The sequence below is a fragment of the Acidaminobacter sp. QWL-03 genome (assembly GCF_058683855.1).
The window spans coordinates 3,265,008-3,290,062 of the sequence record NZ_CM178752.1 but is presented as its reverse complement, the minus strand read 5'-3'; the positions used below and the strand labels follow the sequence as shown (position 1 = coordinate 3,290,062).

The 25,055-nt window shown below is 52.5% G+C and carries 22 protein-coding genes; 6 read left to right on the top strand and 16 right to left on the bottom strand.

Annotation, left to right across the window (positions count from 1 at the left end):
• Positions 1-105 precede the first annotated feature (105 nt).
• The 5 genes from AC4PHM_RS15205 to AC4PHM_RS15185 form a co-directional block, all read right to left on the bottom strand.
• The gene (locus tag AC4PHM_RS15205) at positions 106-756 is read right to left on the bottom strand and encodes an iron-sulfur cluster assembly scaffold protein (protein ID WP_492018579.1); all 651 of its coding nucleotides are present in this window, start codon (positions 754-756) and stop codon (positions 106-108) included.
• A gap of 1 nt (position 757) precedes the next feature.
• Positions 758-1,933, bottom strand: a complete 1,176-nt coding sequence (locus AC4PHM_RS15200) for a cysteine desulfurase family protein (protein ID WP_492018578.1) — start codon at positions 1,931-1,933, stop codon at positions 758-760.
• Between the two features lie 11 nt (positions 1,934-1,944).
• The gene (locus AC4PHM_RS15195; RefSeq protein WP_492018577.1) at positions 1,945-2,364 is read right to left on the bottom strand and encodes a DsrE/DsrF/DrsH-like family protein; all 420 of its coding nucleotides are present in this window, start codon (positions 2,362-2,364) and stop codon (positions 1,945-1,947) included.
• Positions 2,365-2,404: 40 nt separating this feature from the next.
• Complete coding sequence (locus tag AC4PHM_RS15190; protein WP_492018576.1) at positions 2,405-2,626, bottom strand: sulfurtransferase TusA family protein; 222 nt, start codon at positions 2,624-2,626, stop codon at positions 2,405-2,407.
• Positions 2,627-2,932: 306 nt separating this feature from the next.
• Complete coding sequence (locus tag AC4PHM_RS15185) at positions 2,933-3,892, bottom strand: SGNH/GDSL hydrolase family protein (protein ID WP_492018575.1); 960 nt, start codon at positions 3,890-3,892, stop codon at positions 2,933-2,935.
• Positions 3,893-4,283: 391 nt separating this feature from the next.
• Between AC4PHM_RS15185 and AC4PHM_RS15180 the strand changes: the two genes are divergently transcribed.
• The 4 genes from AC4PHM_RS15180 (at position 4,284) to hcp (ending at position 8,932) form a co-directional block, all read left to right on the top strand.
• Entirely contained in the window at positions 4,284-4,829 is a 546-nt protein-coding gene (locus AC4PHM_RS15180; RefSeq protein ID WP_492018574.1) for a hypothetical protein, read from the top strand.
• A gap of 163 nt (positions 4,830-4,992) precedes the next feature.
• Entirely contained in the window at positions 4,993-6,087 is a 1,095-nt protein-coding gene (locus AC4PHM_RS15175; RefSeq protein WP_492018573.1) for a GerMN domain-containing protein, read from the top strand.
• Positions 6,088-6,219: 132 nt separating this feature from the next.
• The gene (locus AC4PHM_RS15170; RefSeq protein ID WP_492018572.1) at positions 6,220-7,104 is read left to right on the top strand and encodes a Mut7-C RNAse domain-containing protein; all 885 of its coding nucleotides are present in this window, start codon (positions 6,220-6,222) and stop codon (positions 7,102-7,104) included.
• A 118-nt stretch (positions 7,105-7,222) separates the two neighbouring features.
• On the top strand, positions 7,223-8,932 hold the full coding sequence (hcp, locus tag AC4PHM_RS15165; RefSeq protein WP_492018571.1) for a hydroxylamine reductase: 1,710 nt from the start codon (positions 7,223-7,225) through the stop codon (positions 8,930-8,932).
• Between the two features lie 171 nt (positions 8,933-9,103).
• Here the strand turns inward: hcp and AC4PHM_RS15160 are convergent, their stop codons facing one another.
• The 11 genes from AC4PHM_RS15160 to AC4PHM_RS15110 form a co-directional block, all read right to left on the bottom strand.
• Positions 9,104-9,535, bottom strand: a complete 432-nt coding sequence (locus tag AC4PHM_RS15160; protein WP_492018570.1) for a DUF4362 domain-containing protein — start codon at positions 9,533-9,535, stop codon at positions 9,104-9,106.
• 58 nt (positions 9,536-9,593) lie between these two features.
• Complete coding sequence (locus AC4PHM_RS15155; RefSeq protein ID WP_492018569.1) at positions 9,594-10,106, bottom strand: hypothetical protein; 513 nt, start codon at positions 10,104-10,106, stop codon at positions 9,594-9,596.
• 44 nt (positions 10,107-10,150) lie between these two features.
• Complete coding sequence (locus AC4PHM_RS15150) at positions 10,151-10,315, bottom strand: hypothetical protein (RefSeq protein ID WP_492018568.1); 165 nt, start codon at positions 10,313-10,315, stop codon at positions 10,151-10,153.
• Between the two features lie 198 nt (positions 10,316-10,513).
• A complete protein-coding gene (locus AC4PHM_RS15145; RefSeq protein WP_492018567.1) occupies positions 10,514-12,190 on the bottom strand; it encodes a hypothetical protein in 1,677 nt (558 codons plus the stop codon).
• A 730-nt stretch (positions 12,191-12,920) separates the two neighbouring features.
• Positions 12,921-13,874, bottom strand: a complete 954-nt coding sequence (locus AC4PHM_RS15140) for an acetyl-CoA carboxylase carboxyltransferase subunit alpha (protein WP_492018566.1) — start codon at positions 13,872-13,874, stop codon at positions 12,921-12,923.
• Complete coding sequence (accD, locus tag AC4PHM_RS15135) at positions 13,864-14,934, bottom strand: acetyl-CoA carboxylase, carboxyltransferase subunit beta (RefSeq protein ID WP_492018565.1); 1,071 nt, start codon at positions 14,932-14,934, stop codon at positions 13,864-13,866. Before accD ends, AC4PHM_RS15140 begins: the two co-directional genes overlap by 11 nt.
• A gap of 2 nt (positions 14,935-14,936) precedes the next feature.
• Positions 14,937-16,316 carry an acetyl-CoA carboxylase biotin carboxylase subunit gene (accC, locus tag AC4PHM_RS15130; protein ID WP_492018564.1) on the bottom strand — a complete coding sequence of 460 codons (1,380 nt, stop codon included), beginning with the start codon at positions 16,314-16,316 and terminating at the stop codon, positions 14,937-14,939.
• Positions 16,313-16,816, bottom strand: coding sequence for an acetyl-CoA carboxylase biotin carboxyl carrier protein (accB, locus tag AC4PHM_RS15125; protein WP_492018563.1), 504 nt, complete (start codon positions 16,814-16,816; stop codon positions 16,313-16,315). The genes accC and accB overlap by 4 nt, the downstream gene beginning before the upstream one ends.
• 568 nt (positions 16,817-17,384) lie before the next feature.
• Complete coding sequence (locus AC4PHM_RS15120) at positions 17,385-19,340, bottom strand: fructose-1,6-bisphosphatase (RefSeq protein ID WP_492018562.1); 1,956 nt, start codon at positions 19,338-19,340, stop codon at positions 17,385-17,387.
• Between the two features lie 268 nt (positions 19,341-19,608).
• Positions 19,609-19,953 carry a Fe-S cluster assembly protein HesB gene (locus tag AC4PHM_RS15115; protein WP_492018561.1) on the bottom strand — a complete coding sequence of 115 codons (345 nt, stop codon included), beginning with the start codon at positions 19,951-19,953 and terminating at the stop codon, positions 19,609-19,611.
• A gap of 261 nt (positions 19,954-20,214) precedes the next feature.
• On the bottom strand, positions 20,215-20,400 hold the full coding sequence (locus tag AC4PHM_RS15110) for a hypothetical protein (protein ID WP_492018560.1): 186 nt from the start codon (positions 20,398-20,400) through the stop codon (positions 20,215-20,217).
• A gap of 399 nt (positions 20,401-20,799) precedes the next feature.
• Between AC4PHM_RS15110 and AC4PHM_RS15105 the strand changes: the two genes are divergently transcribed.
• Together AC4PHM_RS15105 and AC4PHM_RS15100 are read left to right on the top strand one after the other, a co-directional pair.
• A complete protein-coding gene (locus tag AC4PHM_RS15105; protein WP_492018559.1) occupies positions 20,800-22,863 on the top strand; it encodes an ABC transporter ATP-binding protein in 2,064 nt (687 codons plus the stop codon).
• Entirely contained in the window at positions 22,860-24,929 is a 2,070-nt protein-coding gene (locus AC4PHM_RS15100; RefSeq protein WP_492018558.1) for an ABC transporter ATP-binding protein, read from the top strand. Before AC4PHM_RS15105 ends, AC4PHM_RS15100 begins: the two co-directional genes overlap by 4 nt.
• Positions 24,930-25,055: the final 126 nt, after the last annotated feature.

Sequence of the window (25,055 nt, the reverse complement as noted above, 5' to 3'; positions counted from 1 at the left end):
CGTACCTGCGGCTAGCGCCTATTGCCCCGTTTTTCGGAACAACAACGTTAAATTAAGTTGAAAAGTCTGCAATCACAAAGTTTCAACAAAAAAACTTCATTAACTTCACTCGCGTTGCCAGGTACGGGAGAACTCAATAATCACCTGTTTCACGTCCCACAAATTCTCCAGTCTTTCTTTGGCTTCTTCCTTGATCGTCGCCGCGAATTGATGGTCTTCAGGCAGATCCACCACCACGCGAATCACGCCTTCACTGACCACTATTTCTTTGACCAGGTTTGTGGCCACCATGTCCAGACCGTTCATAGGGTTCATGACTCTTCTCAGTTTTTTTCGTACTATTTCCTCCGTTGTCGGTTCCAGATTGACGACCAGGCCATGCTTTTCTTCGTAATTCAGGATGGCACTCCGCAGGCATTCCACTGCCAGTACCGAGCAGTGGGCTTTGATGGACGGAAGCCCGCCCAAGGCCTGGGACGCCTCTTGCCAGGTGATGCGTTTAGCCTCCTCCAAGGTTTTACCCTTGGCCATCTCCGTAATAATCGAGCCCGTCGCAATGTTGGAGGCGCATCCATAAGACTCAAACTTGATGTCCGTGATTTTTTTAGTCTCCTCGTCTACCTTGATATAAACCGAGACCATGTCTCCGCATGCCGGGCTGCCTTCAGACGCTTTTCCGTCCGCATCCTCAATTCTACCGACATTGCGCGGATTTTTGAAATGTTCCAAAACTGTATCATTATAAGGAAAAGCCATTTTACACGCCTCCCTGTTTGCCCAAAGGACTGATTCTTCTCAGATTCTCAACAATAGTCGCCAAAGTCTCCACCACCAGGTCAACTTCTTCCATGGTGTTATACCTGCCAAAGGTAAAGCGAATGGACCCGTGGGCACGCTCGTGGTCTCCACCGATGGCCATCATCACATGGCTGGCCTCCAGGGATCTGCTGAAGCAGGCTGAACCCGTACTCACCGCGATCCCGTACATGTCCAGGTGCAGGGTGATGGACTCGCCTTCCACATGGTGAAAGGAGAGGTTGGCATTTTGGGGGATTCTCTTCTGGGGATCCCCATTCAGCGTCACTAAAGGGATTTTTGCGACGACCTGTTCAATGAGCCTGTCGCGCATGACCTTGAGGCGTGCGTTTTCCTCTTCCGTCACCAGCGACACCGCTTTGGCAAACCCCACGGCGCCGGGAATATTTTCGATGCCCGCTCTCAGGTCGAATTCATGAAAGCCACCATCGGCAATTTTTTCTAAAGGTGTCCCCCGCCGCACGTAAAGCCCGCCAATGCCCTTCGGACCGTGTATGGTGTGGGCGGAGACCGTGATCAGGTCCACATTGATGCGCCGGACATCCAGCGGCAGCCGGGTGAAGGTATGGGTGGCATCCGTGTGGAACAGCACATTTTTTTCACTGCAAAGCCTGCCGATGGTCTCAAGATCCTGCACCGTCCCAATCTCATGATTGGCATGCTGAATCGACACCAGGATGGTATCCTCTCTCAAAAGCGACTCCAACTGGTCCAGCTTCACAAAGCCAAGGTCGTCCACCTCCAGGTAATCCACCTCAAAGCCTTGTCTTTCGAGGGCCCTTGCGCTTTGCAGAACTTGAAAATCCTCAATCTTGGAGACAATGAGGTGCTTGCCTTTCTTGTTTCCCAGCGCCTTGGCAACGCCTTTCAGCGCCAGATTGCTGGATTCTGTGCTGTCAGACGTAAAGATAAATTCCTCAGGCGCTGCGCCCAAAGCGCCGGCGATGCTGGCCCTGGCTTCCGCCAAAGTCTCTCTGGCCTCCAGCCCCTGGGAATAGCCAAATTCCGATGTCGCCACCGCATAATTCTCAAAATAGCATGGTTTCATAGCTTCAAACACGGCTTCATCCAGTCTCGTCGCAGCCGCGTTATCCATATAGATTATTTTTTGAATCATAGTTTTCACCCTTAGATTAATAACGTAATGGCGGATTCTCTGGCTTCCTGAATATAGGTTCCCACAGCGCCATAGAGGTCAATGAGGTCTTCATTCAAGTCGCTTTTTTTCACGCCCATAATTTCCATGGTCATTTCGCAGGCAATGACTTTGCCGCCAAGCTCTTTGAAGTCCGCCATAAGTCGTTCCAATGAAGCGACGTTGGCTTTATGCATCCTGTTTCTGATCATAGCTCTTCCAAGTCCAAAGAGATTCAGTTTTGACAGCGGTCCTTTGCTCAAGCCGCCTTTTTTCAGTCGCAGCAGACCCCAGAAGGTAAAGTACAGGGACACTTCCATACCCATTGATAACGCCCCGTTCGCGACGATCAAAGCGCTGTACATTTTATCCAGATCTCCGCTGTGAACAATAATGGTTGCCTTTTCAGCCATAGTGACATCCCCTTTTCAGTGCATCGGCTGAATTCACTTCTTATTTCTGCAGTTTGATGGTCCAGACCTCGCCCTGCTGCTCTTCGCTGATGATTTTAACATTCAAGGCGTTGGCCGCCATTGGAATTTCTTTCAGAGAGGCCGGATGGGTTCCAATGATTTCTATAAAGTCTCCCTCGGCGGCTTTTCTGAGGGCTTTGCGCATTTCTACCAATGGAATCGGACACGTTTCGCCTCTGACGTCCACCTTTATTTCTGACATCGACCAAACCCTCCTTTCTGTGTGGATGGTTGAACAGGTGTGGCTGTATAAATTAAGTAAAGTTTGACCCACATCATGGGTGTTTATATCGACTTACTATTCATTAATTTATACCCATTTATAGTCATATAAATGGGTATGTTTTAAATAAATTTGAAATGGCACTTTGGCAAAGACAAGGGCCAGGTTGGAAGGCGGTGTCAGGCACCGCCTTCCAACAAAGAAGGAAAAAGCCCATGCTCGTTACCCGAGCACGGGCTAAAGGATGGTGTTTTGTGAAAACAAGCACATTGCTTGATTTAAACGTTATTTGAAGGACATTGGATTTCTGACTTTCATGAGTTCTTCAAAGATTAATTGGTGACCTAAGGTTGTTGGATGAGGGTCGATCAGAACCGGTGGCATCATCATACCAGCATCCATCCAAGTCAGCCTGAATGCCACTGCGTCCGGCTCTTTTCTGAAGGCGTTGGCGACGTTAGCCAGAGCAGCTCTGTTTTGAGTCATTCTCATGGCCATGTTCATTGGACGAACCAGTTCCTCGTAGCGATTGAAAAGCGCCTCATTGTCTGCTTTTTCAATTGGATTGTAGAGTGTCATGGCGATGATTTGAGCGTCAGGATTCAGATCCTCAATTTTATCCAGAATGGCTGGCCAGTCTTCCAAGAATTGAGCAGTTCGTGTTTCGAGCCACCAGCCTAGACTCCCTGGTTCAGAGCTTAAGGCTGACATAGTAAACAAATCAAGATTTGCATTCCAAACGTTTTCGCCATAACCCGTGATAGCAACCATTAATTCCACTTCATTATGAATGCCAGGCATTAACCCATACATTTGAAAAACTGACGTAATCACCGGTGTCAGCAAATTATTCCCGCCAATGCTTATGGTAATGACATCGGCTTGTGCGACGAATAATTGCAGCGCGTTCGGGGTTGTTGCCTCGAGTTGTTCAAGAAGCTCCATACTATCCAGTCCTGGGAACCCCAAATTCACTGCGCCGTCAGTCCACATCATAGGATTAGGAAGATTAGGCAGCATACCAGGCCCATTATAAGCCCTATACAACATCTCCTCCCCCAAATACCCCGCATAATGCGCAAAATAATCATCTGGCAAAGCACTAAGCCCCGCAGCAATCGAATCCCCAATATTCAAATACTTGAGACCCGCTTCAGCATCCGGCTTCTCCGCAAATGCCTGCATCGGCATCATAGTGACTAGCAGAATCAAGATCATCAAAACGGTAAGTAATCTCTTTTTCATGATTCAATTCCACCTCCTATTTATCTATAAACGCGAAATGATCGACCCATGATTCATACGCATCCTCTGCCTCTCTTGTAATTCACTTGAAGTAATGAAACCAGGTGTCTGACACCGGGTTTCGGGTGAGCTGAAACTTGGTGTCTGACACCGAGTTTCTTCCGTTCTTCTTTCAAATTCGGAAGAAGGTGCCTGGCACCTTCTTCCTCCATATTAATTATTCCCCATTTTGCATATTTTCAAACAAACGAGAGGGGGTGTTGGGTGACCATCGGCAAAAATGGTCTTGAGTTTTTTCTAAAATTATTGCCTGCACCACGCCACTTGTGGGTATGAATGGGCTCAAAGGATCGAAATCTTTCTGACTTTAGAATTAAAAGGAGGCCTGTACATGAGCACTTTAATCGAGCAAGTTCCTGGATTATACAGCATTTATAAACTCAATCTCCTGAGGCAGACCCCCGGCGTGGTCTTCGACCTGTTTCCGCTGGACATCATCGCTTCAAAGATCGGGTCCATCGACCGGGTGCTCCACGAGAAAGCCGCGGTCTCCCCAGGACCTGTCGGGGACGTGGCGCGGCCATGGTACATGCACCCATGCCAGGGGGACAACCTCATTGTCCTCAGTGGGACACGGCACGTGGAAATTTATACACCGGCTCACGGCAAAATCGAGAGTTTTACGGTAACGCCTCACGCCGTTTATAAGAACGGGGAGCTCCTTTATGAGGGCGGCGCCCTGCTGGTCTGGCCGCAGTACGTGTTCCACAGGATCGTCAGCGGCGAGGAGGGCTCTGCGTCCATCAACGTCGCGGAGCATTTCGAAGGCTTTGACATCGACACCAACTTCAGCATTTACGACCTGAACACCGAAACCGGCGAATACAAGGTCATCCGCAAAGGCTCTGACGACCAGATGAAGCCCGGGGATGTATAAGGAATAAATTCGGTCAGCCTCTGTCGGACAGCTGTGTCAGTTGGAGGCTGATGTTTTTTCATCGCTGCTGGGTTTGGATCATAGGAACCATCGGCTGAACGTATTCGTCTAACCTGTTGTAACCGCTGCGAAATCCAAACTCACCTCGAAAGGAGCGTTCACCATGACGTCCAATAGATTTATTTTTAAAGACGTGAAAACAAGCACCCTGCTCTCGGCCGCGCTTCTCCTCTTCATCTTCGCCCTGGCTGGCTGCGCCAAACCACCCGAGCCGCCTGTGACCCCGCCTGAAGAACCGCCTGCGGAAGTGGTATTCGAAAAAGAAGCCCTCTCCGCCCTGTTGCCAACTGAAATTGGCTACACCTGGATTTACAACGGCTTCGCGGAATACGGGCACACCATGACGCTGGATGCGATTGTCGAATCCGAGGACAGCAGCGTCTATGAGATCTCAGGCGAAATGGCGGACATGTCCGGGGGCGAAGGCAACCTGGACGTGGCTCTGACCCTGAAGTACATCCTCAGCGGCAACTCGATTGTCCAAGAGAAGACCGAAGAAATGATGCTGGACTCGAAATTCGACCAGCTGACACTGATCAAGCTGCCGTTTGAAGTGGGCACCACTTGGACGGAAAACGTGGTCGATCCGGAAACCAGCGAAGAAGTCACCTTGAACAGCACCATCGAAGCTGCTGAAACGGTGGACGGCGCTATGCAGTACACCGTTCGCTACCTCGACGCAGCTTCGGACTACTACGAAGTTCGCGTGATCCGCGAAGGCGTGGGCGTCATCTCCGTCGAGAAGCTCCTCGAGCTCACTGGCGGCGACTTCCCGGCCTCCTACAGCCTCTTCATGAGCGGCATGCTGGAAGAAGTCACTATGGACCTCTATTTCGCAACCCCTGATGCCGATGGTGTCCTGCCCGAATCCCGCACCGTCCTGGTCGCTGATGGCGCCGTCGCCAAAGCCGCCGTTCAGGAGCTGATCTGGGGACCTCAGAGTCCGGATCTTTATCCAACTATCCCTGAGGGCACGCAGCTGCTGGGCATCACCATAGACAGCGGCATTTGCACCGTCGATTTCTCCCAGGAATTCCTGGACAACCATCCGGGCGGGAGTGCTGGAGAGCTGATGACTCTGGGCTCCATAGTCCAGACCCTCAAGCAGTTTGAAGGCATTGACAAGGTGCAAATCCTGGTGGAGGGCCGCATTGGCGAGACTTTAGGCCACGTGCTGCTGGATGAGCCGCTGGAGTAGGGTTTTTGGCGCCTGAGAAATAGGTGTGGAAGAAGGTGTCAGAGACCTACTTCCATCATAGTTTGAGTGTGGCTTTGATCAGGCGCAGAGGTTTAACCCTCTGCGTCTTTTTTCTAAGGAGGCGTGATCTCAATGACTGAAACCAAAAAAATCTTGGATGCCGGCAGCGAGCAGTCACAGGCGGCAACACATGAGATTGACCAGGCTAAAACAGCTGAGCTGTTTGTCACCCTACGCTTTTACGGTCCGCTCAATCAGTGCCTCCGGCCTGAGAACAGGCAGAAAACACTTCAAAAGCCATTATGCCAGGGCGCTACGGTAAAATATGCCATTGAGTCGGCAGGGGTGCCCCATACTGAGGCAGTTATCGTACTCGTCGATGGTTTGGCAGTCAGCCTGGACCACCGCCTTCAGGGCGGCGAGCGGATCGCGGTATATCCGAAATTTGTGTCTCTGGACGTGTCGGAGTTACAGTCGGTTCAGCCCGAGCTGCCGAAAGAACCCCGGTTTGTTCTCGATGTCCACTTGGGGAAACTGGCTGGATATCTGAGGATGCTGGGTTTCGACACCCTATACAGCAATAATGCCACTGACGAAGTGCTTGCCGGGATCGCCGAAAAAGAAGAACGTATTTTACTGACCTTTGACCGGGGGCTGCTGAAAAGGCGGCAGGTGACCATCGGCGGGCTCGTCTTTTCAAGAACGGCGAAAGAGCAGCTTCAGGAAGTGGTGGAGCGGTTCGAGCTGTGGGACAGGATCCGGCCGCTGACGCGGTGTATAGTCTGCAACGGGCTGCTGGACGAGTTAGAAAAGGCGCAGATTCTGGACAGGCTGCCGCCGCGTGTGGCTGAGGATTTTGAAGCCTTCAGCCAGTGCCGCGGCTGTGGGCGGGTGTATTGGGAGGGCAGTCATTTTGACAGGATGCAGGATTTCGTTCAGGCAATGCTGAAGAAGCACACTGAGTATGAGGGGGTAAATTCGCCCCAAAATCGAAATCAAGAAAAAATTGAATCATAACTTTCACTTCCGTAACTTGCGTTACATCCTTTCCCCTCAAAACATGACACAATAAGCCCATGAGTTTCAAATACAAAAACTAAGCGCTCAAGAGCGCACACACCGAAAGGGGTATATTATGTCAATGTTTTGTTATCAATGCCAGGAAGCTTCAAAGGGTACAGGCTGTAACGTTGTCGGCATCTGCGGCAAGCAGCCGGAGACCGCGAACCTTCAGGACCTTCTCATCTACACAGTCAAAGGGGTTTCTGATATTGTCATCAAGGGCGGCCTCGACGCGAAGGACCTGGGCGAAGTCAACCACGAAGTACTCAAGAGCTTGTTCATGACCATCACCAACGCCAACTTTGACGACGCGGCGTTTGTCAAAGAAATCAACAAGATGATCACCCTCAGAGACAACCTGAGAGCTATGGTCGTCGCTGGCCCTCCAGTCGAAGTCGGGTTCTTTAAGAAGCTCCTCGGCCTCGCTAACGAGACGCCGTCCAAGGGTATTCCGGTCTCAAGCCTTCATGATGCAGCCGTCTTCACCGTTGGTTCCAAAGCGGACATGCTGGCGAAAGCTTCTGGTGTTGGCGTTCTCGCCACTGAAAACGAAGATGTCCGTTCCCTCCGCGAGCTGATCATCTATGGCCTCAAGGGCTACGCGGCTTATGCGCACCATGCTCTGAACCTTGGCAAAGAGAGCGACGAGATCTACGCTTTTGTCTATGAGGCTTTGGCGGCTACTTTGAACGACGGTCTCGGCGCGGACGAGCTTGTAGCGCTGACCCTGAAAACCGGCGAATACGGCGTTAAAGCGATGGCCCTCCTGGACGGCGCAAACACCTCCAAGTATGGCAATCCTGAAATTACTTCAGTCAACATTGGCGTTAAAAAGAACCCTGCGATCCTGATTTCCGGTCACGACCTGGCAGACCTGGAGCAGCTCCTGGAGCAGACGAAAGGCACCGGCGTGGACGTCTATACCCACAGCGAAATGCTGCCGGCCCATTACTATCCGGCGTTCAAGAAATATGACAACTTCGCGGGCAACTATGGCAACGCGTGGTGGAAGCAGCTCGAAGAGTTCCAGAGCTTCAACGGCCCGATCCTCTTCACCACGAACTGCATTGTGCCGCCTAAGAGCGACGCGGTCAAGAACAGAATCTTCACGACGGGCGCTTCCGGCTTCCCGGGCTGTACTCACATTGAAGCGGATAAAAATGGAAAGAAGGACTTCTCTGCGATTATCGCTTTGGCTAAAACCCTTCCATCTCCGACTGAGATCGAGACTGGCACCATTGTTGGCGGCTTCGCTCACGAGCAGGTCTTTGCTCTGGCAGACAAAGTGGTCGACGCGGTCAAGTCGGGCGCGATCAAGAAGTTCTTCGTCATGGCAGGCTGCGACGGACGCATGAAGAGCCGCGACTACTATGCAGAATTCGCTGAGAAACTTCCAAAGGATACGGTTATTCTGACTGCAGGCTGCGCGAAGTACCGTTACAACAAGCTGCCGCTTGGCGACATTGGCGGTATTCCAAGAGTCCTCGATGCCGGTCAGTGCAACGACTCCTACTCTCTTGCCCTCATTGCGCTGAAGCTCAAGGAAGTCTTTGAGCTGGGCGACATCAACGAGCTTCCGATTGCCTACAACATCGCATGGTATGAGCAAAAGGCTGTTATCGTTCTCCTCGCCCTGCTCCACCTGGGCGTCAAGAACATCCACCTTGGACCAACGCTTCCGGCATTCCTCTCTCCAAACGTGGCTAAAGTCCTCGTTGAGACCTTCGGCATTGGCGGTATTGGTACCGTAGACGAAGACATCAAGATGTTTATGGGTGCTTAGTTAAAAGTTAACCTAAATGTGTACAGCCTCTTCCGGCGATCAAAGCGGGAAGAGGCTGTTACTATTTTGTGGGATTTCTAGGATGTTTGGATTAGGGTTGGCAGTACAACTGATTGCATTTTAATCTTCTCCGGTCATCCCACTCCCCAGGCGATCAATTATTCGACCGAACTATTCCTGAAAGATCCAGAGATCTTCATATTTTCCGGTTTCGTCAATTAGAAAGTAATCGTTTCGTTCATCTTTAGTCACCTTATTATACTCTCCATACTCTTTGAAGAGTGTTATACCGTACCTATCCCTGGTGTTGTCGCTTGTGCACTTGATGATTTCACCATCGAATTCCAAATCGAAAATTATTGGACTTCCCTCTTTTGAATAAGCCGTGATCCTTATTTGAACAGCCTGGCCACGCTTAGTGTTTTCAATGAACACATGCAGTTTTTCAACATTTGCGACACCACTGGCACCCATAACGACATCCCCATTTTTTAAGGCTGTGTCATAGCTGTAGGTGTTTGGACGGATCAGCAGCCAGTAAAGGCCAACCACTACAATAGATAGAACCGCCAAGAGCATATACTTTGTGACAGATTTAATCACGACTATCCACTCCCTTTACAAGGTCCTGGATTCAATAACCCAAAAGAGACTCATTAATTTAATAGAAAGTCCGCTTCTCAGGATCGTATGCATTGTACTCAAGCAGCTTCTCCAATAGCATTCTCGCTTCCAACTCACTGCGCTGCGGGTACACCACGAATTTCAGCGTGTCACTTTCTATAAAGTGATGATCCTCGTCAAAGAGAACAACAAACTCTGAAAAATCCTCATCCGGAAGCAATATGCCAAATTCAAAGTAGCTCATCCCCAGGGGCAGATAAGCAGCATCTCTTCGATTAAAATTGTCGGCTAGATACCTGTATGTTCTACCCTCCACCACAATCACAGCATCATGTTTGCTTGTAACCATAGACATTCTGTTGTGTTTGGTCAAGGTGATCTCTAGCTGTAAGGTTTTTTCTTCTTGATCTCCACCCGCATAATCAAACACTCGAAATTCATCTTTAATCTCTTTCCTGGAGGGCAGCAATAATATGAAAAGGACCAGCGGCAGCACGAGCCAACTTCGTTTTCTGATTTGCTCCCAAAATAATGTCACGCCACCCAACATTTAGCTTCCCTCCAGTAAAATATATATTAAAAGTGAGCACCCAATCACAGCTTCTTCTCAATGTCCTCAATACGCTTTTCAATGCTTTCAAATCTTTTTTTGTTGTGCTTTGGATACTTGAAAAGCAGCGCATAGACCAGATAGAGCACTGCGACCAGTAAAATCGTATTGATGATTTGAACAATAAATGCGGTGTCAAAATTCAGCATGCCATCGCTCCTTTAATGTTTTGTTGCTCATAACGTCCTCCTACAAAAACCCTATCATATTTGGCGGTGCTGGGCGGATAAGGGACCATCGGCAGAGCTTTGCACTTAAAACCTTAAAGCGTTTTGCCGATGGTCACCCACCCCCACCCTTTCTCAAACATGATCAGACTGCGCTGATGATAACACTCTAACCGTACCCTAAAAAGCCCCTGCCAGCGACCCGACGCAGACGGTGCCCGACGTCAGATTGTAGAAATAGAGGGTATTCCCTGATATCATCACACTCTCCAAGCTCATCCGGTCGGAAGTTTTAAAAACCACATCTCCATGGCGGCCAAGGATCATGCTTATATATTTTGTAGCCGGCTGATCCTCAAAGGTACACACCAGGAACTCATTTTGGTCTCCTTTTAACTGTGCCTCAAGGAGCGGCGCGCCGTCCTGGACCGGTTTGCCCGTCTGATCGTAAAGCATTCGTGACTGTGCGTCCTGCCAATAGACGGATCCATTCAAGGCTGTAAACCAATGGATGCCATTAGGGGGTATTAATGGAGATTTCATCAGGTTTTCTTTGCTCTCATTCAAATCGTAGCGATCGAGGCTGCCGCCACTTTGGTAATAAAAGGTCTCACCGTCCATTTGGAAACCGAGCACTTCCCTGTCAACAACCCGGACCGTGTCATTCGTCTGGAGATTCACTCTATAAATGCCCGTCGTGCTGCCCGGCTTAGTCAGATCGAAGGCTAAGAGGTAGAGTTGGTCGCCTGACTTGTAAACACTGTCAGAGCCTGTGCCGCCACTGCTGGCACCGTCCGAGCGCCACGCCCAGCCATAAAGGTAATCTGAACTTCCGGCTTTTTTCCAGTCAGTTGTTGATGTTTTTACCTCAAGATTGCCGCCGCTTGGGGCAGGACCGGTATAGGTTCTGACGCTGTCATCCCCAAAGGCTTTAAAATAATAGTAACCTTCATTCAAAACGGCAGTCGCGCTATCCGCTTTTAAGCTGACCAGCACATCAGAGCCCATAATTGCCCCGCCTTGGTGATAGGATAGCAGCGGGTCGCCATTATTACCCGTCAAGCTTGCATTTACATAAGTGGTGCCATCACCATAGGACCAAACGGGCAGCTGATAAACCTGCCATGAGCGGAGTGGATCTGCCAATGACGCCTGCATGATCCGTCCTTTCGTTCCCTGATAATAAATATGTTCAGTGGTGATCGCGATAGGCTTCTGCGGGTTGTCCTCCCCCGCTTCAGTCCAGTCGTCGGAAAGTCGGATTTGATTTAATTTAGGATTACTGGACCTGATCACCAAGCCATTCTGAAGATCAAAATGGTAATCCCATCCAAAGGCCTCTGAGCCAAATTTCCAGGTGATGGGGAAATAGGTAATGTTGCGAAATGAAAGAAGCGGATAGGGTTCCTTAGTTTGATCAATTTTTAGTCCATTGATCTGGATTGGATAGGCAGGGATCACGGCTGTTTGGCTCCTGCTGTTTCTCACAGTCGTTATGTATGGCCTGTAAGCCGCCGTGACGCCTGTCGCTTCAATCAAAAGGCCTTCTTTCTGGCCTTTCCAGGTAGTTTCGAGCCCAAGGAAGCGGCAATACGTATACGTCATAGGAAAATAGGTGATGTCTTTATAGAAGATCACAGGGTACTGACTGAAGGCCGGGTCCATGACTTCACCATTTAGTGTAACCTTGAAGGCTGGCAGGGTCACACGAACTGTGCTGCCCACCTGGGCACTGAAAGTTGGGAGCATCATCATAGACATTGTCAGTAGAATCAAGAGCAGTAATGGGCCTATCGAAGCTGTGAACCTTTTTCTCATATTCTGAAATAAAGGGTTTAACGCGCTGCGCGGGTTCAAACAAATCCCTCCAAACAATATTCAGTTTGAAAACCAATTGAATTCACTCCTACAGAAATGGATTCCCGGCAATCATAGATATAAAAAACAAAAGAATCAGGATTGCAATCGCTATGATAATCCACCTTAAAGTCTTATTATTCATAATGTCCTCCTTCAAAGAGGCTGCCAGCTTTGGCGGTGGTGGGTGGTGGGTGGTGGGCGCAACCATCGGCAGAGTTTTGCACTTAAAGCCTTTAAGCGTTTTGCGGATGGTCACCCAAAGTCATAACAACAATATCAATCAAACTTTGCTGTGTCGAGTTGCTCCTTAAGTGAAATTACCACGTTGAATATGCAGATTCTTCCTCAATTATATCACATTGTAAAATTAAGTGTTTGTGTGGGAAAAATGACCGACGGCACACATTTTTCACGTTTTTCACCCCTCCTACTATAAAACGAATACAGAAGCAAGAATGTTGCAGTTTATAGAGCGAGTTTTGAAATTATTTGATGTCAGCAAAATAAAACGACCATCGGCAAGATGATTTAAAGCTTTTGAACGCTTTAATCCAGCTGATGGTCGTGTCTTTTGTCTCGTTTACTGTACAAAACCTGTTTTGAGGGTTTGGTGACGCGGACTGCTTCTGTTTTGGTGACGCGGACAAAAACCAAATTGGTGCCTGTCACCAACTCAAATTCGGTGCCAGAGCTTAGTGTAAATTTACACTAACTCTCACTGTATCACTTAGCCCTCGTACTGCCCCATCCCCCGGTACTTGTCATACCGTTTTTCGAGGAGGGTCTCAAGAGGAAGCGCCCTCAAATCACCCAAAGTTTCCTTGATCCACTTCCCAGCCGCCTCAACGGTCTGAGCCTGATGGCGGTGGGCCCCTCCGAGGGGCTCTTCTATTATGGCATCAATAACGCCCAGGGCCTCAATGTCCCTGGCGGTCATTTTCATAACGGCCGCCGCTTCGCTGGCCTTGGTCGCGTCCTTCCACAAAATACTGGAGAGGCCTTCCGGCGAGATCACGGAGTAAACTGCTGAAGACAGCATAGCAACCCGGTCGGCTACGCCTATGCCAAGAGCGCCGCCGCTGCCGCCTTCGCCAATGACCACAGAAATCACTGGGACTTTGAGCCCCGCCATGGCGATCAGGTTGCTGGCAATGGCATGACCCTGGCCCCGTTCCTCGGCACCCAGTCCGCAGTAGGCGCCGGCAGTGTCAATAAACGTAACCACAGGTCGCCCAAACTTCTCTGCCTGCTGCATGAGTCGAAGGGCTTTGCGGTAACCCTCCGGATGCGGCATCCCGAAATTCCGGCGGATGTTCTCGAGGGTGTCCCGGCCCTTCTGATGACCCAAAACCGTGACCGGCACGCCTTCCAGCATGGCCAGGCCGCCGACCATAGCGGGATCATCGCTGTAAGCCCGGTCGCCTTTGAGCTCTATGAAGTCGTCGAAGATGCCCTCAATGAAATCCAGGGTGGTCGGCCTTCCCGGATGGCGGGCGAGGCGGACGCAGTCCCAGGCAGACAGGCCGCTGAAGGTCTCTCGCCTGAGCTCAGACACCTTGTCTTCGAGCTTGCGGACTTCTGCGCTGAGATCCAGGTCATTATCCTCAGCAAACTGGCGCAGTCCCTGGATCTTCTCCTCCAGCTCAAAAATTGGCTTTTCGAAATCCAGCTTATGAGACATGGGCTTCACCTCCCTTAACGTTTACAGTTGTGGAAGTTGCTGCGGATGGGGCTTCTGCCAACGCCGGCGCGAATCCGTGCAGCCTAAGAAGCTTCGCGAGGACCGCTTTCATCTCCGCCCGGTGGACGATGCGGTCGACGAAGCCCTTTTCCACCAGGAATTCTGCTCTCTGGAAACCCTCGGGCAGGCTCTGGCGGATGGTTTGCTCGATCACCCGCTGGCCCGCGAAGCCTATGAGCGCGCCCGGCTCTGCCAGGATCACGTCCCCCAGCATGGCGTAGCTGGCCGTCACGCCGCCGGTGGTCGGGTCCGTGAGAACCGCAATATAAGGAAGACCCTCTGCCGATAGTCGCCCAAGCGCCGCCGACGTCTTCGCCATCTGCATCAGGGAAAGGATCCCCTCCTGCATGCGGGCGCCACCTGAGGCACAAAAGCCTATGACGGGCACACGGTTCTCTATGGCAGTCTCAATGAGGCGCGTAATCCGCTCCCCAGCCGCGCTGCCAAGGCTGCCCATCATGAAGTCGGGCTCCATGATGAAAAGGGCCGCCGGGATACCATCGATGAGTCCCGTACCGGTCAGAACCGCATCCCCGGCTTCCGACTGTAACATGGCTTTATCCAGCTTTTCCTGGTAACCGGGAAAAGCAAGGGGATCTACAGAGGTGACCTCTTTGGCTATGGGGTTGAAGGTGCCTTGATCCAGAAGCTGGGCGACGCGTTCTTGGCTGTTGACTCTGCCATGCTTGCCGCACTGGTCGCAGACCTTGAAGTTGCGCTCCCAGCGCTGTTTTAAGTGGATCGCGCCGCAGCCTGGGCATGCGGCTTCGTCTGGACCTGGAGTCGTTGGTGCAGCCGTCATACTTCGCGCTATTTTTGTGTTATGGGATAAGACTTCAGGATGAGCTGGAGACGTCACAGGCGGGGCAGAAGCTACAGACGGGGTCGATAAGGCCTGCCGCAGACCCGCCGCTTCTCTCAACGCCGCAGCCTCTCTGTCAACCTGATTGGACAGCTCAAGTCTGACCCATTTCTTTCTTTTGAGAAAATCGAGCTTCATGATTAAGCCCCTTTCAATTTCTGGTTCATGGTGAGGATGAGGTCATCCAGGCTGGCCTCCAGAGTACCGGTATGAAACTCTCCGAACTGGAAGTCCTCCAGCTCAATGAGGCTTTTTTGAAATTCAAGGTTGGTTTTGAGCCCAGAAATGATGGTTTCATCCAAAACCCGCTTCATGCGGTTCAGCGCCTCTGCCCGGGTTTCACCCCAGACAATGATCTTACCCAGCATGGAATCATAGCAGTGGGGCACTTTGTAATCCTGGTAGATGAAAAAGTCGTTGCGCACGCCAAAGCCGCCTGCCAAATGCAGCGCTTCCACGGTTCCCGCAGCAGGGCGGAAATTCAAGGCCGGATCCTCGGCATTGATGCGGCATTCCACAGCGTGCCCTTGGATGCGAACCTCTTCTTGTCTCAGGCTCAGCGCTTCTCCCCCAGCCACACGGATCTGGGCCTGAATCAGGTCTATGCCGGTGACCATTTCCGTCACCGGGTGCTCCACCTGGATCCGGGTGTTCATTTCCATGAAGTAAAACTCACCCGTGCTGTCCAGCAAAAATTCAATGGTGCCGGCACCTATGTACTGAACCGCTCTCGCGGCGTCCGCCGCAGCCTTGTAAAGACCTTGGCGCTGCGCTTCGGTCAGTGCCGGACACGGAGATTCCTCAATGACTTTCTGGTTGCGCCTCTGAAGGCTGCAGTCCCGCTCACCCAGGGTCAGAACGTTGCCGTGAGTATCTGCCATAATTTGGACCTCCACGTGGCGAGGCTTCACAATTCTGCGTTCGAGGTAAACTCGATCATCACCAAAGGCCGCTTTGGCTTCGGATCTGGCGGTTTGCCAGGCGTTTTCAAGCATTTCCGGCGAATCGACCACCCGCATGCCTCTGCCGCCGCCGCCACTTGCCGCTTTGACCATCAGGGGATAACCAATTCTCTCCGCTTCGGCACGTAAGGTCTCAAGGTCGTCCACCGCGCCCTCGGTGCCTGGTACGACAGGGACACCGGCCTTCTGCATGACTTCTCTGGCTTTTGCCTTGTCACCCATCATTCGGATGTGCTCTGCGTCGGGGCCTATGAAGATGAGGCCGGCGGCGCGGCAACCATCGGCAAACTCAGCGTTTTCTGAGAGGAAGCCATAGCCCGGGTGAATGGCGTCCGCGCCGGTGGCCTTGGCGGCCTGGATCACGGCATTCGCGTTCAGGTAGCTGAGCCTCGCGCTGGCGGGACCTATGCAGAAGTCCTCATCCGCCAGCAGGACCGGGAGGGACTCGCGGTCCGCTTCAGAATAGGCTGCTACCGACTGAATCCCCAGCTCCCGGCAGGCGCGAATGACCCGCACTGCGATTTCACCGCGATTCGCGATTAAGATTTTCTTGATCATCCGTTCCTCCTAATGCTGAAGAGCGGCTGGCCGTATTCGACAATGTCCTCAGGCTTAGCCAGAATCTGCTCGACCACGCCATCCCACTCTGCCTGGATCTCGTTCATGACCTTCATGGCTTCGACAATGCAGAGGGTTTGGCCTTTTTTGACTGATTGCCCTACAGTAACAAAGGGTGCTGCGTCCGGAGCCGGAGCGGCATAGAAGACACCCACCAGCGGCGCCTTGATCAGATCTGCGTATGAGGCAACAGGTTCAGCTGCGGGGGCAGTAGCGGAAACCGCGGCAGCCGGTATGCTTGCAGCCACTGGCATGCTTTCATTGACCGTAGCAGCCTGTGAATTAAATTGAGGGCGGAGGTCAACAGGTCTCTCGACAGTGACCAGTGGCTCCGTCTGCCGTTCCAGCACCAAGCTGATGCCATCTTTAGAATAGGCCATTCTGGTCAGATCCGTCGCGTTAAAGGCTTGAAGCAATATTTCAATCTCACGAATTTCCATTTAGTACCTCCTACTAATATCAGATGTTGTTACCAAACAATATAGCATGATCCGCCCTCATTTACAACGCATATTTGCGATGGCTAACAGACGTGCATAAACACTGAATATGCCGTGCGCAAGAGAGCTTGCACTCTGAAGTGCGGCGTATTCAGTGTTTATATAGGGCGCAGCCCTGAACCGAAGCGAAGTCAATGGGCTTTGCGTGGTACATGTCTGACGGAATCCTTCACGCCTTGCGTAAGAGGTTTGAGTTGAATGACCATCGGCAAAAAAAAGATCTGGCACACATTTCAACTTGGTGACGCGGACTGCTTTCATTTTGGTGACGCGGACAAAAACGAAATCGGGGACAGACACCCACTACAATTCAGACACAATTCAGTCCATGCCTCCATATTTGTATTAATCATTTCTGAGCCATGTACTCTTTAAAATAATCTTTCAAAAAAAGCTTTAGCCGAAGGTCGTTTGACGTCACATCTGACATTCAAATAACCATCGGCCAAGTTTTTAAATGGAATAACAATTAATGGAGTTGGCGGCGGATACCACTTTCGAAATTCAACTACCTCTCCCGGATCAACCCATCCCGATAAGCCTGCAGCAGCGCCTTCAGCGCCTCAATATCCTTCTTGAGCACCGCCCCGTTGTCCGTGTCCCCCACCAGCATCCGGGCCTGATTCTTCTCAATGAACACGCTGGTCGGCAGGATGTCCAGATCCTCGCGGATCGCCCGGTCCTTGGACTCGAAGGGCTCATGGGAAACGAGATGCATCCCCTGAGAATTGAAGATCAGCGTGTAGCCGGCGATGCCCGTGACCTTCTGATAGGCTTTAGAGAGTCCACCGTCAATGGTAATCAGCTTGCCGCCAGCCTTGATGGGCATCTCGCCCTTGACCACCTTAACCGGAACGTGGCCGTTAATGATGTGGCTGGTCTCCGCGTTCAGCCCGAATTCACTCAATATGCGGACGCAGACGTCCTCATCCTCCCGGAAGGCATAGTAGTGATTCTTCACCTCTTTGTGAGTCTCCTTGGCCTCAACGTAGTAGCGCTCGAAGGTCGCCATCTTGCTCTTTCCAAACAACGGGGATTTTTCGCCGCACCACAAATACCAAACCACATCCAACGCCTGGGACTTCTCGTCCGGATCCTTGGCGTAGTAGGCCCGGCGGACACAGTCGTCGAAGCCGTCGAGGAGGGCTTTGCCTTTTAGCGGCTTCCCGCAGAGCTCAAAAGTCTCGAACGCCCCAGTCGACGTCAGCGGAATCCCGCCGTGATAGAGCAGATTCCCGTTGAACACCTTGTACATGCCGCCCTTGTCCACCAGGAACCGGATGTGCTTCTGCAGCTCCGTGGCATGTTTGAAGGACAGCCTCAAACGGTCCACCACCTCCCGCTCCTCCGCGGACAGCTCATAGGGCTTCAAGGGGTCCAAGGTCGGAAACACCGTGTCCAGGAGCGGGTAGCGTTCGCCGTCAATCTCAACCGTTCCTCCGGCGAGATCCACCTTCTCCAGAAGCCGCCTGTGGTCCAGCCCCAGTTCAGAACGCCGCAGCGCCAACTGCCCCTCCAGCTTCATCTGGATTATGGCAATGGCCTTCTGCATCCTGGACAGCAGTGCCAGGTCCGTTTCACCTAAGCTTTCCTCTTTGCTTCGAACCTGAAAGGTCGGCGCGTAGCTGCCGGCGTATTTGTCCAGCGCCAGCCTCACCAGCGGCGACAGGTTGAGGCCGTAACCCTCCTGCAGGGTTTCCAGGTTCGCGTAGCGCAGCGACACCCGGATCGCGTCCGCCATACAGACATCCGAGCCGCAGGCCGCTCCAATCCATAAGACATCGTGGTTCCCCCACTGAATGTCCACCGAGTGGTGTCGCCTCAGGGTGTCCATGATCAGATGGGCCCCTTTGCCCCGGTCATAGATGTCCCCAATGATGTGCAGGTGATCTACCACCAGCTTCCGGATCAGCTCGGCAATCGCCACTATAAAATCCTCTGACCGCCCTATCGCCGTCAGGCTGTCCAGGATTCCCTGATAATAGCCTTGCTTCATAGTATCGTGCTCATTTTCGTGAAGCAGTTCCTCAATAATATACTGAAACTCCGCCGGAATTGCCTTTCTCACCTTGGACCGCGTGTATTTATACGCCGCCTGACGGCAGAGCCGAACAAGCTGCAGCATCATGGCTTCATGCCAGGCTGCCATTTCCTCTATCGGCCGCGCGCCCCGCTCCAGCTCCAGCTTCTCCCGGGGGTAGTACACCAGCGTCGCCAGGGATTTCTTCTCCGACTCAGACAGAGTCTCCCCAAAGACGTCATCAATCTTCCGCTTGACCACACCCGACGCGTTGCGCATGACGTGGTCAAAAGCTTCGTGCTCCCCGTGTATGTCCGCCAAAAAGTGCTCCGTCCCCTTGGGCAGCAGCACAATGGCGCTCAGATTCACTATTTCCGTGCTTACCGCGTCCACCGACGGGTATTGCTTGGATAGCAGCTTTAGATAGTCAAGATCATAGGGCATGAAGACACCTCCGAAATTATACAGTCGCCAGTAATAAATACCCTGCCGATGGTCCCTTTCCCCAAAAACATGAAACTGGGGGTCAATGTAACTGGGGGTCAATAGGCACAGCCGCTGACACCGAGTTTCATCTCAAAAACACAAAATTGGGTACCAACAGCCATCCGGCTTCTGGTCCCCAATTCGTAGTACAGAATCTTAGTTTTTCGGACGAAGGGATCAAAAGGCACAGCTGCAGGCGCCTATTCCCACAAAACGAAGACAGAAATTAATGCCCGCCGCAGCCACAGCCGCCGCAGCCGCCACCGCAGCCCGATTCGGCCTTTCCGGCCTTTTCGACGGGTACGACCGGCACGACGAGATACCCGCTACCGACGAACTCAATCTTGATATCACCCAGATCTCTGAAAAGTTCTTTGTCTATGACAAAATTGACGTCCCCTTGCTTATGCTTGTAATCCGTCTCTTTGACTTCATCCAGGGCGAGACCGAGGGACGGACCGCTGCAGCCGTGTCCTGCTTCATAAATCCTGACATTCTTAGGACCTTCCTGCGACTCGACGACTTTGGCAATTTCTGCAAGGGTTTCTGGATTGGTTTCTACTCTCAACATATGGTGCCTCCTATTCAAGGACCTGATAGGTTTCTAGCCTTCATCAGATTTTTGGAATATAATTAATTTACAACTCTATTATATCCCAGGAATGCCCTGGTGAGAACCATTGTCAACGATTTAAGTTTTTAATGCAAGACACGCTTTGGTAAAATTTTCTGATGTAGTAATGTCGTCCCCCAATTAAAAGAAAAAACTGTCTGAAGGGCTCGCAAGAGACCTTCAAACAGTTCACCTTTTAACGCTTCACGCTTCTAAATCCTAGTGACAGCCGCTGCAGCTGCCGCACTCTGACTCAGCCTGCTCTGCAGGCGCGACGTGGTAGCCGTTGCCTACGAACTCGACTTTAATGTCGCCAAATGATTCATAAAGCTCAGATTCCATTACAAAACTTACTGCGTTGCTATTGTCCACAACGTCCGTATCCTTCAGCTCATCCAGAGCCAAACCGAGTGACGGGCCGCCTCAGCCATAGCCTGCGACGAAAATGCGCACGTTGCTTGGAGCGCCTTGCTGAGAATCCAGGACTTTTTTGATCTCGTCGATCGTCTCCTGGTTCGTTTGAATTTTCATGCTAAATCCTCCATTTCATGTTCGAATGCCGACCGTGATGTCGCACTGCTTATAAATCTTTTCTATGATCATAACGGAATGCATTAGATTTGTCTATCACCAAAGTCATTATACAACACATCCAGTGAAATGAAAACAGTTTTCAGTTGAAATTTATCTTTTTTTAATGATTTTTTTGCCGATGGTTTTTGACCCCCCCTACCCACTCCACTGCTCAAACGCTTATGTTATAATGATAATACCCAACCCAACCGAAAGGGGGGTCTTTTCCCCATGCCTTCAGCCCCACTCTTGAAACACCTTAAACCCTTCCTGAAAAGAAAGCGCTGGCACCTCGCCGGTGGCGTCCTCATCCTCATCGCCATCGACCTTCTTCAGCTGATTACGCCACGGCTCATTGGCAGTTTGGCGGATCAGCTCGCGGAAAAGACCGCCAGCAGCAGTGATATTCTGACTACCATCGCCCTGATCCTAGGCATCGCTATTCTGGTGGCGACAGGGCGGTACTTTTGGCGCATCCTGATCATCGGCACCTCCAGGGAAGCGGAGTATTGGCTCCGCAACCGTCTCTATGCCCACGTCCAGACCCTGAGAACGGACTACTTCAACGTCAACAAGGTCGGCGACATCATGGCCTTGGCCACCAACGACGTGGTCGCGGTCAGCCACGCCATGGGCATCGGTACTGTCATGCTGGTGGATGCCATCTTCATCACCCTGATGACCCTGATCTTCATGCTGATCACCGCCGACCTGCAGCTGACCCTGATCGCACTGCTGCCCATGCCCGTTATCGCCACCCTGGTCCTTTACGGTGGAAGACTGATGCGCACCCGCTTCAAACGTGTGCAGGAGGCCTTCTCAGACATGACGGACCTGACCCAGGAGGCTTTCTCCGGCATCCGCATTGTAAAGACCTACACCCGGGAGCCCTTCCAAAAAGAGCGGTTCAAAGCCTCCAACGACCTGAACTACAAGGAGAACATGAAGCTGGTCAGACTCTGGGGCGGGCTGTTTCCGCTGGTCCGGACCATTGGGTCCGTCAGTCTGGTGCTGACCCTGCTCTTCGGCGGTCGGGCCGTCATTGACGGCCGCATCAGCGTGGGCGCCTTCGTGGCTTTCATCTCCTATGTGGGCATGCTGAGCTGGCCCATGATGGCCCTGGGCTGGGTCGTCAACGTCATGCAGCGGGGCTCCGCCTCTCTCTCCAGGCTCAACGACGTTTTCGACACGAAGCCGTCCTTTGTCTATGGTACATTGGAGCCTAAGAAAACCGGATCCATTGCATCGACGCCTTCCGACAACGCCAGATCCACCATCGCCAGTTCCGCCAACAATGCCAGCAGCCAGAAAACAAACTTTCAGACAGAGTTGGGACAAACGACCATCGGCCAGGAAGCCTTTGGACCTGCGCCTTTAATTGAGCTCCGAGGCCTCACCTTTACCTATCCCGGCCAGACCCGCCCCGCCCTGAAGGACATCCGACTCAGCATCCAAAAAGGCGAAAAAATCGCGCTGATTGGCCGCACCGGTGCCGGCAAGACCACCCTGCTCCAGCTGATCACGAAAACCTGGGCTCCGACCAATAGTCAAGTCTTCCTGGAAGGTTACGACCTCAACCAGCTGACCGCCCGCGCCATCAAAGACCGCTTCGCCGTGGTGCCACAGGACAACTTCCTTTTCTCCAAATCCATTGAGGACAACATCCGCTTTTACCACGACTCGCCGCTTGAGGCCGCCAGTGTCCAGGGCGCGCTGCCGATGGTCACAGAACCCACCCCGACTCAGGGGCTTCATCCCGAGACCATCGGCCAAATTTCTGTCTTTGAAGGGGCTATGACCATTGAAAGCGCCGCCCAGGCCGCCTGCATCCACGACGAGATCCTCAGCTTCCCGTACGGCTACGGCACATTGCTGGGCGAACGGGGCGTGAACCTCAGCGGCGGGCAGAAGCAGCGGGTGTCCATAGCCCGGGCGCTCTACCGGGACGCGGACATCCTGATCCTGGACGACGCACTGTCCGCCGTCGACACCAAGACGGAGGAGGCCATCCTGCGACACCTGAACGACGCACTCGCAGAAAAAACGGTGCTGATTGTCTCACACCGCATTTCCACCGTCAAGGACTGCGACCGCATTTACGTCCTGACGGACGGCGAAATCACGGAAAGCGGGACCCACGCCGAGCTTCTGGCCCTCAGCGGCTACTACCGGGACCTCTATGACCGCCAGCAGCTGGAAGACAAGCTTGGCGGCAGGTCCGGCGGGCCCGACTGGAAACCACGCCCACAAACCGGCGCTGAGACGCGTCACACCGAGGAGGTGCAGGACCTATGAAGCGCGACACGCAGTTTGAGGAGCAGCAGATTGAGAAGTCCTTCGATCTGGCCATTTTCAAGCGCCTTGCCAGTTTTACAAAGCCTTATGTCAAACTTTTGGTCCTGAGCGGGATCCTGCTCCTCTTTGTCACCGCCGTGGACCTGATCCGGCCTTACCTGATCAAGATAGTCATTGATGACCATATCTCCGGCTACGCCAGGGAGTGGAAGGTGCTGGAGGCAGAGCCGGCGGTTGAAGGCTTTGCGGTGGCGCAATTTCAGGGCCGCTACTACGCCCGGGTGGATGCGCTCGAGAAGGCCGGTGCCTCGGAAGCTTATGAAAACGCAGCTTCCGCCCAGCTCCTGAAGCTCGAAGGCGACTACTATCTGCTGCCGGGCTATGTCCCGCCATCTGAGATGGGGGCGGTGGAAGCGGCTATTGACCAGCGGGGCGGCTCACTGCTCCCCAAAACAGCTGCCGATGGTTTCATCTCCCGCGACAAAGCCGCCATCATCCGCCTCTCCCTGGTTTTCATGGGACTTTTAGCGGGCGCCCTCGCCATCAGCTACGTCCAGACTTTGATCCTGAACCATGTAGGCCAGCGCCTGGTCTACGACATGCGGGCGCATCTTTATGATCACTTGCTGGGACAGTCCCTGTCCTTTTATGACCGCAATCCTGTCGGCCGACTGGTGACCCGGGTGACCAGCGATATGAAAAACATCAGCGAAATGTACACGGACGTCCTGATTCATCTCATCAATGACCTGTTGCTGCTGCTCGGAACCCTGGTCATCATGCTGTCCCTGAACTGGAAATTGGCGCTGATCTCTCTTTCCACGGTGCCGCTGGTTATCCTAGCCTCTTATCTGTTCCGGCTGAAGGCCCGGGAGGCCCATAGGGCAGTCAAGGTCAAAATCGCCCGAATCAACGCGACGCTGAGCGAAAATCTCAGCGGGATCCGCATCATCCAGCAGTTCCGCAAGGAAAAAGCACTCATGAACGAGTTTGAGGAGATCAACCGCGACCACCTGAACGCGTCTATGTCAGAGGTGCGGGTCTTCGGGGTCTTCCGCCCCAGCATGAACCTGCTCTATACGGTGGCTCTGGCCCTGCTCCTCTGGTATAGCGGCGGCAGGGTGCTTCAGGGGGTGATTGAGCTGGGGACGCTGATCGCTTTTGTCTCCTATACGGATCAGTTCTTCAAGCCAATATTTGACCTCAGTGAGAAGTTTAATATATTACAATCGGCTATGGCTTCCTCTGAGCGGATCTTTCTCCTGCTTGAGGAAAATTCCAGTCTGCCAAATGGTGAAAAGGTTTTGGAAGACGGTGCGTTTAAGGGCCATGTGGTCTTCGACAACGTCTCCTTCAGTTATCACACCGATGAGCCGGTGCTGAAAAACGTCTCCTTCGAGGTTGCGCCGGGCGAAACCCTGGCCATTGTGGGCGCCACCGGTTCTGGAAAGACGACCATCATCAGCCTGTTGTCCCGGCTTTATGATGTGAGGGCTGGCCGCATCCTGATTGACGGCACGGATCTTCGTGACTACGACAAGGCCTCCCTGCGGCGCCGCATAGGTGTAGTGCTGCAGGATGTGTTCCTGTTTTCGGGGGATGTGCTGGAAAACATTACGCTGGGGGATCCTTCGATTTCTGAAGCTTCCGCGGTAGCCGCGGCCCGACGGGTCAACGCGGACCACTTTATCAGCCGCTTGCCGGGCCAGTACCACGAGCGGGTCTATGAGCGCGGTGCCACTTTGTCCACCGGCCAGCGCCAGCTCCTCTCCTTTGCCCGGGCTCTGGCCTATGATCCGGGGATTCTGATCCTGGATGAAGCCACCTCCAGCATTGACACCGAGACGGAGCAGCTGATCCAAGATGCTATAGGCAAGCTGACCCACGGCCGCACCACCATTGTCATTGCCCATCGCCTTTCGACCATCCAGCATGCCGACCGCATCCTGGTACTCCACGATGGCGAAATCCGCGAAACCGGCACCCACGAGGAGCTCCTGAATCGCAGGGGGCTGTATTATGACCTCTACAGGCTGCAGTGGGTTGGGGACGCGGACGGGATTTAACTTGGTGACGCGGACGGCTTCAACTTTGGGGACGCGGACAGAAATAAAAATTGTACCAGAGCTTGCGAGAACAATTCTCACTGACGTTCAAATGAACGTTTGTATTGCAAAAACCATTTCTGTCCA